This window comes from Thioclava nitratireducens (assembly GCF_001940525.2).
Lineage (GTDB): Bacteria > Pseudomonadota > Alphaproteobacteria > Rhodobacterales > Rhodobacteraceae > Thioclava > Thioclava nitratireducens.
In genome coordinates this window covers 2,833,382-2,848,468 of record NZ_CP019437.1, presented here as the reverse complement: position 1 = coordinate 2,848,468, position 15,087 = coordinate 2,833,382, and the positions used below count along the sequence as shown (strand labels likewise).

At 64.3% G+C, this 15,087-nt stretch carries 14 protein-coding genes; 11 read left to right on the top strand and 3 right to left on the bottom strand.

The window, feature by feature from the left end; translation table 11 throughout:
• Window positions 1-59 precede the first annotated feature (59 nt).
• A complete protein-coding gene (locus tag BMG03_RS13530; RefSeq protein WP_075775534.1) occupies window positions 60-305 on the top strand; it encodes an HP1242/YdcH family protein in 246 nt (81 codons plus the stop codon).
• Between the two features lie 61 nt (window positions 306-366).
• Here BMG03_RS13530 and BMG03_RS13525 read toward each other — a convergent pair whose 3' ends face one another.
• On the bottom strand, window positions 367-1,761 hold the full coding sequence (locus tag BMG03_RS13525) for a helix-turn-helix domain-containing protein (RefSeq protein WP_075775533.1): 1,395 nt from the start codon (window positions 1,759-1,761) through the stop codon (window positions 367-369).
• Between the two features lie 236 nt (window positions 1,762-1,997).
• Between BMG03_RS13525 and BMG03_RS13520 the strand changes: the two genes are divergently transcribed.
• The 6 genes from BMG03_RS13520 to BMG03_RS13500 all read left to right on the top strand — a co-directional run bounded on the left by BMG03_RS13520 (window position 1,998) and on the right by BMG03_RS13500 (window position 8,060).
• Complete coding sequence (locus BMG03_RS13520) at window positions 1,998-3,530, top strand: acyl-CoA carboxylase subunit beta (protein WP_075775532.1); 1,533 nt, start codon at window positions 1,998-2,000, stop codon at window positions 3,528-3,530.
• Between the two features lie 8 nt (window positions 3,531-3,538).
• A complete protein-coding gene (locus BMG03_RS13515) occupies window positions 3,539-4,060 on the top strand; it encodes a DUF6497 family protein (protein ID WP_240497874.1) in 522 nt (173 codons plus the stop codon).
• A gap of 484 nt (window positions 4,061-4,544) precedes the next feature.
• Window positions 4,545-4,892, top strand: a complete 348-nt coding sequence (locus tag BMG03_RS20785) for a hypothetical protein (protein ID WP_141104929.1) — start codon at window positions 4,545-4,547, stop codon at window positions 4,890-4,892.
• 63 nt (window positions 4,893-4,955) lie between these two features.
• Entirely contained in the window at window positions 4,956-5,348 is a 393-nt protein-coding gene (locus tag BMG03_RS13510) for a hypothetical protein (RefSeq protein ID WP_075775531.1), read from the top strand.
• 349 nt (window positions 5,349-5,697) lie between these two features.
• On the top strand, window positions 5,698-5,904 hold the full coding sequence (locus BMG03_RS13505) for a hypothetical protein (RefSeq protein WP_075775530.1): 207 nt from the start codon (window positions 5,698-5,700) through the stop codon (window positions 5,902-5,904).
• 152 nt (window positions 5,905-6,056) lie between these two features.
• Entirely contained in the window at window positions 6,057-8,060 is a 2,004-nt protein-coding gene (locus tag BMG03_RS13500; RefSeq protein WP_075775529.1) for an acetyl-CoA carboxylase biotin carboxylase subunit, read from the top strand.
• Between the two features lie 98 nt (window positions 8,061-8,158).
• Here the strand turns inward: BMG03_RS13500 and BMG03_RS13495 are convergent, their stop codons facing one another.
• Entirely contained in the window at window positions 8,159-8,635 is a 477-nt protein-coding gene (locus BMG03_RS13495) for a DUF4174 domain-containing protein (protein ID WP_075775528.1), read from the bottom strand.
• Window positions 8,636-9,012: 377 nt separating this feature from the next.
• Between BMG03_RS13495 and scpA the strand changes: the two genes are divergently transcribed.
• From scpA to BMG03_RS13475, 4 genes are all read left to right on the top strand, one after another.
• Entirely contained in the window at window positions 9,013-11,142 is a 2,130-nt protein-coding gene (gene scpA, locus BMG03_RS13490; protein ID WP_075775527.1) for a methylmalonyl-CoA mutase, read from the top strand.
• Between the two features lie 208 nt (window positions 11,143-11,350).
• On the top strand, window positions 11,351-12,037 hold the full coding sequence (locus BMG03_RS13485) for a tellurite resistance TerB family protein (RefSeq protein ID WP_075775730.1): 687 nt from the start codon (window positions 11,351-11,353) through the stop codon (window positions 12,035-12,037).
• Window positions 12,037-13,044: an endonuclease/exonuclease/phosphatase family protein gene (locus tag BMG03_RS13480; protein WP_075775526.1), complete on the top strand. Its 1,008-nt coding sequence runs from the start codon at window positions 12,037-12,039 to the stop codon at window positions 13,042-13,044. The genes BMG03_RS13485 and BMG03_RS13480 overlap by 1 nt, the downstream gene beginning before the upstream one ends.
• 45 nt (window positions 13,045-13,089) lie before the next feature.
• Window positions 13,090-13,518 carry a hypothetical protein gene (locus BMG03_RS13475; RefSeq protein ID WP_075775525.1) on the top strand — a complete coding sequence of 143 codons (429 nt, stop codon included), beginning with the start codon at window positions 13,090-13,092 and terminating at the stop codon, window positions 13,516-13,518.
• On the opposite strand, the gene BMG03_RS13470 is transcribed toward BMG03_RS13475, so the two are convergent.
• Window positions 13,515-15,065, bottom strand: a complete 1,551-nt coding sequence (locus BMG03_RS13470; RefSeq protein ID WP_075775524.1) for a Ppx/GppA family phosphatase — start codon at window positions 15,063-15,065, stop codon at window positions 13,515-13,517. The two genes, BMG03_RS13475 and BMG03_RS13470, sit on opposite strands and share 4 nt — an antisense overlap.
• Window positions 15,066-15,087: the final 22 nt, after the last annotated feature.

The window sequence follows — 15,087 nt, the reverse complement described above, 5'->3', positions numbered from 1 at the left end:
CAAGGTGGCGCGAGTCGCGGTGCCCTAATGTCGGTCCGACAGCAAGGAAAGGGAGCGACATGGCCAATACGCCGCACACGCTGCAAGACGAATTCCCGACGAAACTCGATCGGATCCACGAGTTGAAAATCTCCAACGCGCATTTTGCAAAGCTGTTGGACGATTACGACACGCTGAACGATCGCGTGCACCGGGCCGAGACGAATGTGGAGCCGATGGACAGCCTCGCCGAGACCGACCTGCGCAAGCAACGCGCCGCGGTGAAGGATGAGATCGCGCGGATGCTGGGTACCGCCGACGCCTGAGTTGTATGGTAACGAGTGATTTTGGTGGGACGCCTCGGGGCTTCGGCCCCGGGGCGTTTTTCTATGCGATGTCGTAGGGCAGAAGGCCGCGATGGTCGGGGTCGACATGCAGGCGGCGTTCCAGCGGCGGAACCGAGCGCTGGTGGCAATCCTTACGCTCGCAGATTCGACAAGAGATCCCGATCGGCTGGTAGGCCTTGGGATTGCCAAGCTCCATATCGTCGGCATAGACGAGCCCCTTCGCGTGGCTCACCTCGCAGCCCAGACAGATCGCGTAGCGGCGGACTGGCGCGGTGAAGCTGCCGCCCGATTTCGAGACGTCGCGCGCGAGGCAGAGATAGCGAACGCCATCGGGGGTCTCTGCGAGTTGGCGCAGGAATTTAGTTGGAGTTTCAAAGGCTTGGTGGACATTCCAGAGCGGGCAGGCGCCACCGAATCGGGCGAATTGTAGTCGCGTGGCAGAGTGGCGCTTGGTGATGGTGCCGGCTTGATCGACGCGGACGAAGAAGAAGGGAATACCCTTCGCGCCGGGGCGCTGTAGGGTCGAGAGACGGTGGGCGACCTGCTCGATCGAGGCGGTGAAGATGTCGCAGAGTCGCTCCAGATCGTGGCGGGTGTCCTGCGCCGCTTCGAGGAAGGGGCGGTAGGGCAGCAGCGCCGCGCCCGCGAAGTAGTTGGCGAGCCCGATCTTGGCGATCGCCCGGGCCGTGTCGGATTGGAAGCGCGCGAGGTCGAGCGTCGCATCCAGCAAGTCGTTCTGGGTCAGCAACGCCACTTGGTGCAGCAATTGGAAGGCCTGCGTCGGGCGGCCCGCATGGGCGTTGATCAGAAGCCGGTTGCCGTCGCGCTCGCGCAGTTGCGAAATGTCGGAGAACTGCACGTCGAGACCGCGTTTCGCGAGGGTATCGATCGCATGAGGAATGGGCTCCAACCGCTTGCCATCACGACAGGAAAATCGTTCGGCGGCACGATCGACGGCGTCGATGTAATTGTCGCAATAGTGAAAGAAGTCGCGGACCTCTTCCCAGGGGGAGACCACCGTCTGTGCGCCCTCGCGGCCCAGGGCTTCGTCGAGCGAGGCGAGGCGTTCATGGGTCTGGCGGTAGGCGCGGTGCAGTTCGAGGAAGGACCGGGCGAGTGCAGGGGCGTTGGAGGCCGCGAGCCGCAGATCGGCCAAGGGCGGCGCGCCATCGGAGAAGATCGGGTCGGCCAGTGCCTCGCGCATGTCCGAGACCAGCCGCTCCGCATCGCCCGCCGAGAGCTCGGTCACGTCGAGGCCGAATTCGCTCGCCAGCGCCAGCACGACCTGCGCCGAGACCGGGCGGTGGTTGTTCTCCATCTGGTTGAGATAGGGCAGCGACACGCCGAGCCGCTCGGCGAAGGCTTTCTGGGTCAGGCCGAGCCGCGTGCGGGTTTCGCGCAGTTTCACGCCGGCATAGAGTTTCTGAGTCGCCATCTGCCCCTCCTTTTTGCAAAGAGATTTTTAGCTTTGCAAAAACCCTGCGTCAAATTTTGCCGGTTCTGAGCCGGCGTCATTGGATCAATCGCGGATGGTCTGCGATCGGTAGCGTGCTTCGCAGTTATGCAATTCGCTATCGCATGCTTGCCAATAATTTGCAAATTTTCTCGAATCCCCTTTGTAAGATTGTTGCCTTCGGAATAGGGTGCCGAGAAATTATGCGGAGGACCCTCATGAGAGACATCCTGAAGGAGCTGGAGCATCGGCGCGACGAAGCCCGCCTTGGTGGCGGCGAGAAACGCATCGAGGCGCAGCACAAGAAGGGCAAGCTGACCGCGCGCGAGCGGATCGAATTGCTGCTCGACGAGGGCTCTTTCGAAGAGTTCGACATGTTCAAGACCCATCGCTGCACCGATTTCGGGATGGAAGAGAGCAAGCCCTATGGCGACGGCGTCGTCACCGGCTGGGGTACCGTGAACGGGCGCATGGTCTATGTGTTCAGCCAGGATTTCACCGTCTTCGGTGGCTCGCTGTCGGAAACCCACGCCGAGAAGATCTGCAAGATCATGGATATGGCGGTCCAGAACGGCGCGCCGGTGATCGGCATCAACGATTCGGGCGGGGCGCGGATTCAGGAAGGCGTGGCGTCGCTTGCAGGCTATGCGGACGTGTTCCAGCGCAACATCATGGCCTCGGGCGTCGTGCCGCAGATCAGCCTCATCATGGGGCCCTGCGCCGGCGGTGCGGTCTATTCGCCCGCGATGACGGACTTCATCTTCATGGTGAAGGATACGTCTTACATGTTCGTCACCGGCCCCGACGTGGTGAAGACGGTTACGAACGAGCAGGTGACGGCCGAGGAGCTTGGCGGGGCCGCGACCCACACCAAGAAAAGCTCGGTCGCCGATGGCGCCTACGAGAACGACGTCGAGGCGCTGTTCGAGACCCGACGCCTGATCGACTTCCTGCCGCTCTCGAACCGCGAGAAGGCGCCCGTGCGGCCCTTCTTCGACGAGGTGGACCGGATCGAGGCGTCGCTCGACACGCTGGTGCCCTCGAACGCGAACACCCCCTATGATATGAAGGAATTGATCCTGAAGATCGCGGATGAGGGCGATTTCTTCGAGATCCAGAAGGACTTCGCGGGCAACATCATCACTGGCTTCATCCGTCTGGAAGGTCAGACGGTCGGCGTGGTCGCGAACCAGCCGATGGTGCTGGCGGGCTGTCTGGATATCGATTCCAGCCGCAAGGCCGCGCGCTTCGTGCGCTTCTGCGACGCGTTCGAAATCCCGATCCTGACGCTGGTCGACGTGCCGGGCTTCCTGCCGGGCACCAGCCAGGAATATAACGGCGTCATCAAGCACGGTGCGAAGCTGCTGTTCGCCTATGGCGAGGCGACCGTGCCGAAGGTCACCGTCATCACCCGCAAAGCCTATGGTGGCGCCTATGACGTCATGTCCTCCAAGCACCTGCGCGGCGATTTCAACTACGCCTGGCCGACTGCGGAAATCGCGGTGATGGGCGCGAAGGGTGCGGTCGAAATCCTCTATCGCTCGGAACTGGGTGACCAGGAGAAGATCGCCAAGCGCACCGCCGATTACGAGGACCGTTTCGCGAACCCGTTCGTGGCGGCCGAGAAGGGTTTCATCGACGAGGTGATCCAGCCGCGTTCGACGCGTCGCCGGGTGGCCCGCGCCTTCGCGGCGCTGCGCTCGAAGAAGCTGTCCAACCCGTGGAAGAAGCACGATAACATCCCGCTCTGAGGAGGCGCATGACGGGCAGGTCGAGGATCGCGACGCTCTTGCCCGGCGCTCTCGCCGGGCTGGCGCTGGCGTCTCCGGCGCCCGCCCAGGAGCTCCGGGAGGTGACGCCAGTGCCCGATTACGGTGCGGTCATGCATCCGGGCAACCTGGGGGAGGATCTGGGGCCCGGCGACGGGCCGGAGGGGACGAAGGGCGATGCGATCCCGGTACCGTCCGGGCAGAAGGTCTGGTGGGTCGACGTAATCCACAACGAGGCCGGACCGGACGGGCTGACCTATCGTTTCCGCTTCCTCGCGCCGCAGATCGGAGGGCCGAGCCCGATCTCCTCCGATATCGCGCTGAAGGATATCGAGGCGCTGTGCAACGGGTGGGTGGTGCCGCGCCTGCCGCAGCCCGGTCCGGAGCCCGCACAGGTGATGGTGAGCCTGTCGGACCAGATCGTGCCGTTCGGCGAAGCCGCCCCAGAGGTGGTGCAATATTTCGACAGCTTTTCCGTCGAGCATGGAAAATGCGTTTGGGAGTTTTTCTGATGGCCGTGGCCAGACCCGCAGATCACAGCTTGGAAGGCAGGATGCCGGAGCGCGCGTTTGTGCGGACGATCACGGCAAGATCGCGCTTTCGTGAGCGGGATTTGCGGGCTAACCTGCCCTTGGGGAAAGCGATTTCGGTCCCCGCGTTGAAACGGGTCGTGCCGAACCTCGCCCAGATCGGGGCGCGCGCCCCCCTGGACAGGAGAACGACATGTCGAAAGCTCTCATCGCGCTTGGCCTCGTGGCCTTCGTCGCAGCCTGCGCGCCCAAGCCCGAGCCGATGCCGGTGGCCGTCACCACCGAGCCGACCTATACCGGCAAGTACAAGTGATCTGCGTGCGGGGCAGGGCGGCAGCCACCGCCTTGCCCCCACGATCCCTGCCGAGAGGGCGGCGTTTTGCAATACGCCATACGGTTACCTAGCGGAAATTTCCCTTCGGGAGTACGCTCTTAGCCATTCGATAACAGAATGGGGGAGAGTGAAATGGTCCGAATTTCTCTGGGCGCCGTCGCCTGTGCGGCTCTGCTTGTGGGCTGTGCGCCCAAGCCGGAGCCTGCGCCTGTCACCGTGGAACCGGTCTATACCGGCAAATATGGCGGTCCCGTCGCAAGCGGCAGCAGTTGCCGACCGACCGGACGGCTCGTCGACTCGCAATACCCGGCTTCCGTGCCCGACTGTCCGCTGCAATGCGGACCGTTCGAGACGGCGGTGGCAGCGACAACGCAGCGACCGGCGCAATGCGTCCCCGAGCAGCGCGGTGGCTCGAGCGAGCGCCAGCCGACGCCTAGCAGGGACCCGACCGGCGGGAACCAGACCCCAACGGGTCAATAATGAAGGCGTAACGCAGAAACTCAGCGCGCGCCGTCCCAGCAACTTCAAAGCGGAGGGCGCGTCATGCTGAAGCATCGCGGTTTCCCGTCGCGGCTACCCTCGACGGATTATCAATTCACCATTCGCCGGGCCAACAAGAAGGGCGCGACGAAGATCATTCGGCGTGAACGCTACGCCGATCGCGGTCATGCCGATCGCAAGGCCGATGCGGGCTTCATGGCCGCGCTCTGGGCGCATTTCGGCGAGGAGCCGTTCGAGCGCGGCAATCTCGATGCGGGCCGGTTGAGCTGGCTCTTCGGGCGCGAAGTCGTGCCTGCCGAGGACCCGTTCGACCCCGAAAGCTACGAGGCGCTTCTCAAGATCGACGTGAAACGCGCGGAAGCCTCCTTCCCGGAGGTCTTCGCCGATCCCGACGCCTTCACCTTCGACGATGACGAGGATGAGGATTGGGCATGATTTCGCTGATGTCCTGCGCGAAATGGCGGCATGCCGCCGAATCTCGGAATTGCAGGGATTTCGCCTTTGCAATCCGCGATATGCGCAGTCACATTGAGGGGGCAAGCCGTACTGTCCCCAACACCCGCGGCTTGTGTAATATCCCTACCCCTTCCCTATTCCTGCGGCCTGATCTTATGGTCGGGCCGCAGTTTTTTTCTTCGGAAGGTCAAGGGGCTGCCTGCAGAGATGTGAAGGGCAGTGGCGATAGCTCGCCGATGGGGTCGGACCTCGCGTTTTCGCCGTTGGCTTTTCACGGGGCCGCGATAAACTCGCGTCCAATCATAACCGCTATTGGAGGCAGTTTCCCATGCGCAAAACCCCGATCCTTCTTCTCCTTGCCGGTCTCGCCCTCGCAGGCTGCATGCAAACCGACGGTCAGCGCGCCCTCGCCGGTGCGGCCGGCGGCGCAATCATCGCAGACGCGACCGACAACAACGCGCTCACCGGTGCGGCTCTCGGCGCGCTCGCGGGCACCTATTGCGACGACGCCGGCGTCTGCCAGCGCTCCTACTAAGCACATCCGCGCGGCTCTGACCGCGCCCGATCGCTATCCGACCGCCATCGGGGCTGCTCGCCCCGGTGGCGGTTTTTCTTTTGTCTCACATCATGAACACGACACGCGGGGCGGGGGGATGCCCCTCCCGCACCGGAAGGGAAGGGCCTGACATGTTCAAGAAAATCCTGATCGCCAACCGCGGCGAGATCGCCTGCCGCGTCATCAAGTCGGCGCAGAAGATGGGGATCAAGACGGTCGCCGTCTATTCCGATGCCGATGCGCAGGCGCTGCATGTCCAGATGGCCGACGAGGCGGTGCATATCGGTCCGCCGCCCGCGAACCAATCCTATATCGTGATCGACAAGATCATGGATGCGATCCGCCAGACCGGCGCCGAAGCGGTTCACCCGGGCTACGGCTTCCTGTCGGAGAACAAGAAATTCGCCGAGGCGCTGGAAAAAGAGGGCGTCGCCTTCATCGGCCCGCCCTCGGGCGCGATCGAGGCGATGGGCGACAAGATCACCTCGAAGAAGCTCGCGAAAGAGGCCGGCGTGTCGACCGTGCCCGGTTACATGGGGCTGATCGCGGATGCCGATGAAGCGGTGAAGATCTCCGACGAGATCGGCTATCCGGTGATGATCAAGGCCTCCGCTGGCGGCGGCGGTAAAGGCATGCGCATCGCGTGGAACGCCGAAGAAGCCCGCGAGGGCTTCCAGTCGTCGAAGAACGAGGCCGCGAACAGCTTCGGCGACGACCGCATCTTCATCGAGAAATTCGTCACCCAGCCGCGCCACATCGAGATTCAGGTGCTCGCCGACAAGCACGGCAACTGCGTTTATCTGAACGAGCGTGAATGCTCGATCCAGCGCCGCAACCAGAAAGTCATCGAAGAGGCGCCGTCGCCTTTCCTCGACCCCGAGACCCGCAAGGCGATGGGCGAGCAGGCCGTCGCCCTGTCGAAAGCGGTGGATTACTGCAGCGCGGGCACGGTGGAATTCATCGTCGATGGCGAGAAGAACTTCTACTTCCTCGAGATGAACACCCGTCTTCAGGTGGAACACCCGGTCACCGAACTGATCACCGGCATCGACCTCGTCGAGCAGATGATCCGCGTGGCCGACGGTGAGAAGCTTCCGATGAAGCAGGAAGATATCGGCATCAACGGCTGGGCGATCGAGAGCCGCCTCTATGCCGAAGATCCTTACCGCAACTTCCTGCCCTCGATCGGGCGTCTGACCCGCTACCGTCCGCCGGTGGAAGGCAAGACCGCGTCGGGCGGCATCGTGCGCAACGATACCGGCGTCTTCGAAGGCGGCGAGATTTCGATGTTCTACGACCCGATGATTGCCAAGCTCTGCACCTGGGGCGAGACCCGCGACGCGGCCATCGAAGAGATGCGCCTCGCGCTCGACAAGTTCGAGGTGGAAGGCATCGGTCACAACCTTCCGTTCTGCGCCGCGGTGATGGATCACGAGCGCTTCACCTCCGGCAACATCACCACCGCCTTCATCGAAGAGGAATATCCCGAGGGGTTCGCGGGCGTCACGCTCGACGAGGGGATGCTGCGCAAGGTCGCGGCGGCCACGGCGGCGATGGAGCGCGTGGCCGAGATTCGGCGCACGAAGATCTCCGGCACGCTCGGCAACCACGAGCGCAAGGTCGGCGTGGATTGGGCGGTCTCGCTGCAGGATGAGGATTTCAAGCTGAAGGTGAATGCGGATCGCAACGGCTCCACCATCGTCTTCGAGGATGGCGAAGAGATGCGCGTCGAGAGTGACTGGACGCCGGGCGACCCGCTGGCCGAGCTGAGCGTGAACGGTGCGCCCCTGGTCCTGAAGGTCGGCAAGATCCCGATGGGCTTCCGCATCCGGGTGCGAGGCGCCGATCTGAAGGTCCATGTCCGCACGCCGCGCCAGTTCGAGCTTGCGCAGCTGATGCCGGTGAAACTGCCGCCGGATACGTCGAAATTCCTGCTCTGCCCGATGCCGGGTCTCGTCGTGAAGATCTCGGTCGAGGAAGGCGCGGAAGTGCAGGAGGGGCAGCCGCTGGCCACCGTCGAGGCGATGAAGATGGAGAACATCCTGCGCGCCGAGAAGAAGGGCACCGTGAAGAAGATCAACGCCGAGGCGGGCGCGAGCCTTGCCGTCGACGACATCATCATGGAGTTCGAATAAGTGACGCCCGCGCCGTGGCATAGGGAGGCCGGGCGACCGGCTCACCCCGCCACGGCGGGGCACGATCTATTGGCGCGCGGTGGTGTGCGGGGATGTGGTCAGAAACCGCGCTCTTCGCGGATCTCGTCGCGCCGGATCGGCATCTTGTCGATCGAGCGGATGATCTCGCGCGCATCCCACGGGGCGGGCTTGCGCAGGTTCACCGTGCCGTCCTTGGCGATGATGACGAGGGAGAACCCGCGCGGGCGCAGCTTGCGCCGCACGTCGCTCGCCGGATCGGGCGTGGTGTCGGTGATGACGACGACGTCGCGTTGGGCCAGTTCCGACCAATGCTCTTCGAGGTACCGGATCTGTTCCTTGAAGGCCGGGTCGAGGGGGCTGTCGGCGAAGACCACGATGGGCCGCTTCTGCCAGACGAGCGCATCCAGATCCGCATCTGCCCCATCGACCGGTGCGAAGGGGGGCGTGACTTCGGGCTCTGCCACGGCAAGATTGACGGTGCTGTCCTGGGCTGCGACCGCGAAGGGCGTCAGCGCAAGAAATGCAGCGAGTCCAAGGGATAATAGACGGGTCATGGGCTCCTCTCTCGTTCCAGATATATGCGCGGCGGACCTCTCGCACCATGGCGCGCGCTACGAATTTTCGCGAAATGCGGCCTTTAAGCGCGCCGCTAGGAACAGCGGTGCCGACTGGCGCCGGGGGGCGGGGCGTGCGGCGGGGTGCCGCTTGGGCCTGCTGTCGTGGGAAGCGGATATGCGAAACGCCGACGCACCGGAGGCGGGCGAGGCGCGCCGGATGCCTTTCGATAGGGTGCCGTGCGCGGATGGACACCCGCGATCTGGGACATCGACCGGGCTGCGCCACGCGCCGCCGGGACTGAATTTCGTGGAAATGACGGCCGAAGATGCGGGGAAGACACCCGCCGCGGCGACAGTGGAAGAAGGATTTGGCCATGACGGACAAGAAAGAGGACTGGCGCAAGCTCGCCGAGAAGGAACTGCGTGGCAGGCCGTTCGAGGACCTGACCTGGAACACGCTCGAAGGGATCGCGGTCAAGCCGCTTTACACCGAAGAGGACGTGGAGGGGCTCGACCATCTGGGCACCATGCCGGGCCTGTCGCCCTTCACGCGCGGGCCTCGTGCGACGATGTATGCGGGCCGTCCGTGGACGATCCGGCAATATGCGGGCTTCTCGACCGCCGAGGAGTCGAACGCCTTCTATCGCAAGGCGCTCGCTGCCGGGCAGCAAGGCGTGTCGGTGGCCTTCGACCTGGCGACCCACCGTGGCTATGACAGCGATCACCCGCGCGTCGAGGGCGATGTCGGCAAGGCGGGTGTCGCGATCGACAGCGTCGAGGACATGAAGATCCTGTTCGACGGCATCCCGCTCGATCAGATTTCGGTCTCGATGACGATGAACGGCGCGGTGATCCCGATCCTCGCCAACTTCATCGTCACCGGCGAAGAGCAGGGCCATGACCGCAGCGTTCTGTCGGGCACGATCCAGAACGACATCCTCAAGGAGTTCATGGTCCGCAACACCTACATCTATCCGCCCGAGCCCTCGATGCGGATCATCGCGGATATCATCGAATACACCTCGAACGAGATGCCGCGGTTCAACTCGATCTCGATCTCGGGCTACCACATGCAGGAGGCCGGCGCGAACCTCGTGCAGGAGCTGGCCTACACGCTGGCCGACGGGCGCGAATACGTGCGCACGGCGATCAAGGCGGGGATGGATGTCGACAAGTTCGCAGGCCGTCTGAGCTTCTTCTTCGCGATCGGGATGAACTTCTTCATGGAGGCCGCCAAGCTGCGCGCGGCGCGCCTGCTGTGGAGCCGGATCATGGAAGAGTTCGAGCCGAAGAAGCCGCAAAGCTCGATGCTGCGCACGCACTGCCAGACTTCGGGCGTCTCGCTGGCCGAGCAGGATCCCTATAACAACGTGATCCGCACGGCGTACGAGGCGATGTCGGCAGCGCTGGGCGGCACGCAGTCGCTGCACACCAACGCGCTCGACGAGGCGATTGCGCTGCCCACCGAGTTCTCGGCCCGGATCGCGCGCAACACGCAGCTGATCCTGCAGGAAGAAACGGGGATCACCAATGTGGTCGATCCGCTGGCGGGCTCCTACTACGTCGAGAGCCTCACGGCGGAACTGGCCGAGAAGGCTTGGGAGCTGATCGAGGAAGTCGAGGAGATGGGCGGCATGACGAAGGCCGTGGCCTCGGGCATGCCCAAGCTGCGCATCGAGGAAACGGCCGCCCGGCGTCAGGCGCTGATCGACCGGGGCGAGGATGTCGTGGTCGGTGTGAACAAGTATCGCCGCGAGACCGAGGATGAGCTGGATATCCTCGACATCGACAACGCGAAAGTGCGCGACAACCAGATCGCGCGGCTCGAGAAGATGCGCGCAAGCCGCGACGAGGCAGCCTGCGAGGCGGCGCTGGCCGAGCTGACGCGCCGCGCCTCTGAAGGTGGCAACCTGCTCGAAGCGGCGGTGGAAGCTGCACGCGCCCGGGCCTCTGTGGGAGAGATTTCAATGGCGATGGAAAAGGTGTTCGGACGTCACCGCGCCGAGGTGAAGACGCTCGCAGGTGTCTATGGCGCGGCCTATGACGGCGACGAGGGCTTCGCGCAGATCCAGAAGGACGTTGAGGCCTTCGCCGAGGAAGAGGGCCGCCGCCCGCGGATGCTGGTGGTGAAGATGGGTCAGGACGGCCACGACCGCGGCGCCAAGGTGATCGCGACGGCCTTTGCCGATATCGGCTTCGACGTCGATGTGGGCCCACTGTTCCAGACGCCGGAAGAAGCCGCGCAGGATGCGATCGACAACGATGTCCACGTGGTCGGGATTTCGTCGCAGGCGGCGGGTCACAAGACCCTCGCGCCGAAGCTGATCGCGGCGCTGAAAGAGAAGGGCGCCGAGGATATCATCGTGATCTGCGGCGGCGTGATCCCGCAGCAGGATTACGACTTTCTCAAGAAGGCGGGCGTGAAGGCGATCTTCGGGCCGGGCACCAATATCCCGTTGGCCGCGCGCGAAATTCTCGACATCGTGCGGCAGGCGCGGGCCTGAGGGCGAGGGGGCTCGGCCCCCGCGCTGACGCGCCCCCCGGGATATTTGGTCAAGCCCGAACTTCGACCTTGATCGGTCTTAAGCGGCGCGCGGGGGAACTCTGCGCGCCGCCGTTCATTCAAAATATTACAACGATTTAATCACAGGCCGGATTTGCGCGGGTGCATTTCCGCCGCAGCGCGGCTAAACTTGAACCATGGACAGGCCCATTTCTCTCTGGTCGCGCATCGCGCAAGCACTCTCCGCTCTCGGGCGGGGCGAGGCGTTGTCGACCGTTTTCGACAATCTGCGCCAGCCGCCGGAGCGTTCTGTCGCCTTCACCATCGCGGTGATCGCACTCGGTGCGAAGATGGCAAAGGCGGATGGGCAGGTGACGCGCGACGAGGTCGCGGCGTTCCGGCGCATCTTCCAGATCCCGCCGGAAGAGGAAGCCAATGCTGCGCGCGTCTTCAACATGGCGCGCACCGATGTGGCGGGTTTCGACGCCTATGCCCGCAAGATCGCCAACATGTTTGGTCCCGGCGCGGACGTTCTGAAAGACGTGCTCGAAGGGCTGTTCTTCATCGCGCTGGCCGATGGCGATTACCACGAGGGCGAGGATGCCTTCCTGCTGGAAGTCGCGCGGATCTTCGGGCTGGAGGAATGCTGTTTCCGTGCGATGCGTTCCGCCTTCGTGGAGGATGCCGATCCCGATCCGTGGTCGGTGCTCGAGGTCGAACCGGGCACGCCGCTGCCCGAAGTGCGCAAGGTCTGGCGCAACAAGGTGCGCGAGGCCCATCCCGACCGGGCGATTGCGCGCGGCCTGCCGGAAGAGGCGGTGCAGCTGTCGCAGGCGCGGGTGATCGCGCTCAACAAGGCCTGGGAGGAAATCCGCGCCAGCCATGCGGACGCCTGATGCGGATCGCCACTTGGAATATCGAGTGGTTCAACAGCCTTTTCGATCGCAACGGGGCGCTTCTCGACGATGATCAGTGGTCGGCGCGCTACAATGTGACGCGCAGCCAGCAGACCGGGGCGATCGCGATAGTGATGAGCGCGCTGGAGGCCGATGTGCTTCTGGTGGTCGAGGCGCCCGACGACAACCACCGCCACAAGACGGTCGATATGCTCGAAGCCTTTGCGGAGCGCTTCGGGCTGCGTCAGCGGCGCGCGCTTCTTGGCTTTTCCAACGACACGCAGCAGGAACTGGCGTTGCTCTACGACCCCGATGTCGTGACGGCGCGGCATGATCCGCAAAGCTCGGAGGCGTGGCCGCGTTTCGACGGCAGTCTCCGGATCGACCTCGATATCGATGCGCGGATGGATACGGTCACCTTTTCCAAGCCGCCCCTGGAAGTCGTTCTGGGGACGCGGTCCGGGGAGGTGATGCGGATGATCGGCGTGCATGTGAAGTCGAAAGCTCCGCATGGCGCGACGAGCCTGGAGACAGCGACCCGCATGGCGATCGAGAACCGGCGCAAGCAGCTGGCACAGTCGATCTGGATCCGGGGCCGCGTGGAGGAGCATCTGGCGGCGGGCGACAGCCTGATCGTGCTCGGCGATTTCAACGACGGTCCGGGGCTCGACGAGTACGAGAAGCTGTTCGGGCGCTCGGGCGTCGAGATCGTCGCGGGCGAGGGTGGGCCCGACGCGGTGCGCCTGCGCGACCCGCATGCGCGGCTGTCGAAAGCCCATCATACGGCCGCCGCGCCCAGTTCCGCGCGGTTCTATCTTGTGGATCAGAAGCAGTATTTCTCGGCCATGCTGGATTACGTGATGCTCTCACCCGATCTGGCGGCGCGGGCGACGGCGTGGAGAATCTGGCACCCGTTCGACGATCCGCATATCTACCGCGTGCCCGAGCTGCGCGAGGCGCTGTTGCAGGCCTCCGATCATTTTCCCGTCTCGGTCGATATCGATTGAGCGAGGGGCGTGATTTTCGTCCCGCTTACGCGTAGGATCGGAGCCATGAAACAGCCGCTCGTCATCGTTCTCTCGTTCGCCCTTCTGGCCACGCCCGTCTCCGCGCAGGATGAGGGGGGCGACGCTGGCGGCGATGTCGATCGCGGATTCTCCTTGTTGCAGGAAGGGGCGCAGACGCTGTTTCGCGGGCTGATGGGAGAGATGAAGCCGCAGCTCGACGAAATGCAGAAAGGCTTGGGGGAGGCCGCGGCCCAGTTGGGGCCGAAGCTGCGCCAGTTCCTCGCGCTGGTCGACGATATGGCGAATTACGGCGCGCCCGAGCGGCTGCCCAATGGCGATATCATCATGCGGCGCGACCCGGATGCACCGCCGCCGCCGCCCCTGATGACCGAGCCACCGGAGGATGCGCCGCAAAAAGACGACCCGGAGAAAGGCGGGCCGATCGAGATCCCGGAGGGCGGGATCGAGCTTTAATCCGTGATGATCGGATCGGCCTTCAGCGCGCCCGCGAGCGAGCGGAAGCGCGACTCGGCGACCTCGCCCATGAGCGCCTTGCCGCGCTTGGTCAGCTTCAGCTCCAAAACGCCCTTCTTGGCGGAATATTTCAACTCGCCCGCATCGGCGGGGCTGTGGGTCGCGAACATCGCGCCGAAGCGCATCGCCTTGCCCAGAACTTCCGCCTCCTGGATCTGCTCTTCGGTCAGCAGCGGCAGGAACGGCTCCAGCCGCGAGCCGTTGCGCGAGTTCTTGTAGCGGTGCAGGAGCGCCACGCCGAGCCAGATCCGCTCGGGGTGGGACATGGCCGAATAGTTCGCTCGGGTGACGTTCTCGAAACAGGCCTCGGCGCGGTAATCGGGATGGGTGCGCCACGTCGTGTCATGCAGCAGGCAGGCCGCGCGCACGAGGCGGAATTTCTCGGGTGGGAGCGGCCCGAAGATCGGCTCGATGAAGGCGTGGAGCTTCTTGCCGAAGCCGGGCATCCGGCTCATCACGCGCTCGGTATGGCGCGCGGCCTCCACCAGCGGATCGCGGCGGCGCAGGCGTTCGGGCATCTGCTCGTAAAGCAGCCCTTCGCGGATCCCGTAGGCGGAGACGTCGATCTCCTTGGGCTGGAAGGTCGCGATCAACTCGCGCAGCACCTGGCTCGCGAGCGGGACCAGTTCCATCCGCGCGGCGGAGGTGCCGGTATTGGCGCGCAGCTTCTCGAGGTCGGACTTGCCGATCCAGTCGATCGTCTCGCCCAGCTCGTCGGGCTTCATCCGGTATTCGTGCATCACCAGCAGCGGATAGTCGCGCCGTTCCATGTCGAGACGCGCGATGGCGCGCCACGAGCCCCCGACGAGATAGATGCGTTCATGCTCGGTCCCGACCTTCTCGGCCAACTCCTGCATCGTCGCCTGAATATGCGCGGTGATGGCCTTCTTGCCGCCCGCGATCTGCTGCAGGCGGAAGGGGCCGAGCTGCGAGGTGGCACGGCGCCAGACCTTGCCGCCGCGAATCTCGGCCAATTCCATCGAGTTGCCACCGATATCGCAGACAAGGCCTTCGGCCTCGGGCCAGCCAAGTAGCACCCCTTGCGCGGAAAGGCGCGCCTCTTCGAGCCCGTCGACGATATGGACCTTGAGGCCGGTCTCTTTCTCGATCTTGCGGTGAAACTCAGGGCCGTCCTCGGCGTCGCGCATCGCGGCGGTCGCGACGCAGGTGAGCGGGCCGATCTCCATCCCTTCGGCGAGCGCGGCAAAGCGTTTGAGCGCGATCAGGCCGCGCTCGCGCCCCTCGGGGTTCAGCTGGCCAGTCTCTGCGAGACCTTGACCGAGACCCGCCATGACCTTCTCGTTGAAGAAATAGGCCGGGCTGCGCGCCGCGCCGTCGAACACCACCATCCGGATCGAGTTCGAGCCGATATCGACGACGCCGACGCGCGAGAGCGCGCGCACGGACGGATCGTCGAAGAGAGGTTGGCCGAACGGGTCCCAATCGTCGCTGTCATCGAGTGCCGGCGCCGCTTTGTCTTTGCTCATGTGCCCGTCCGTTCGAGTCGTT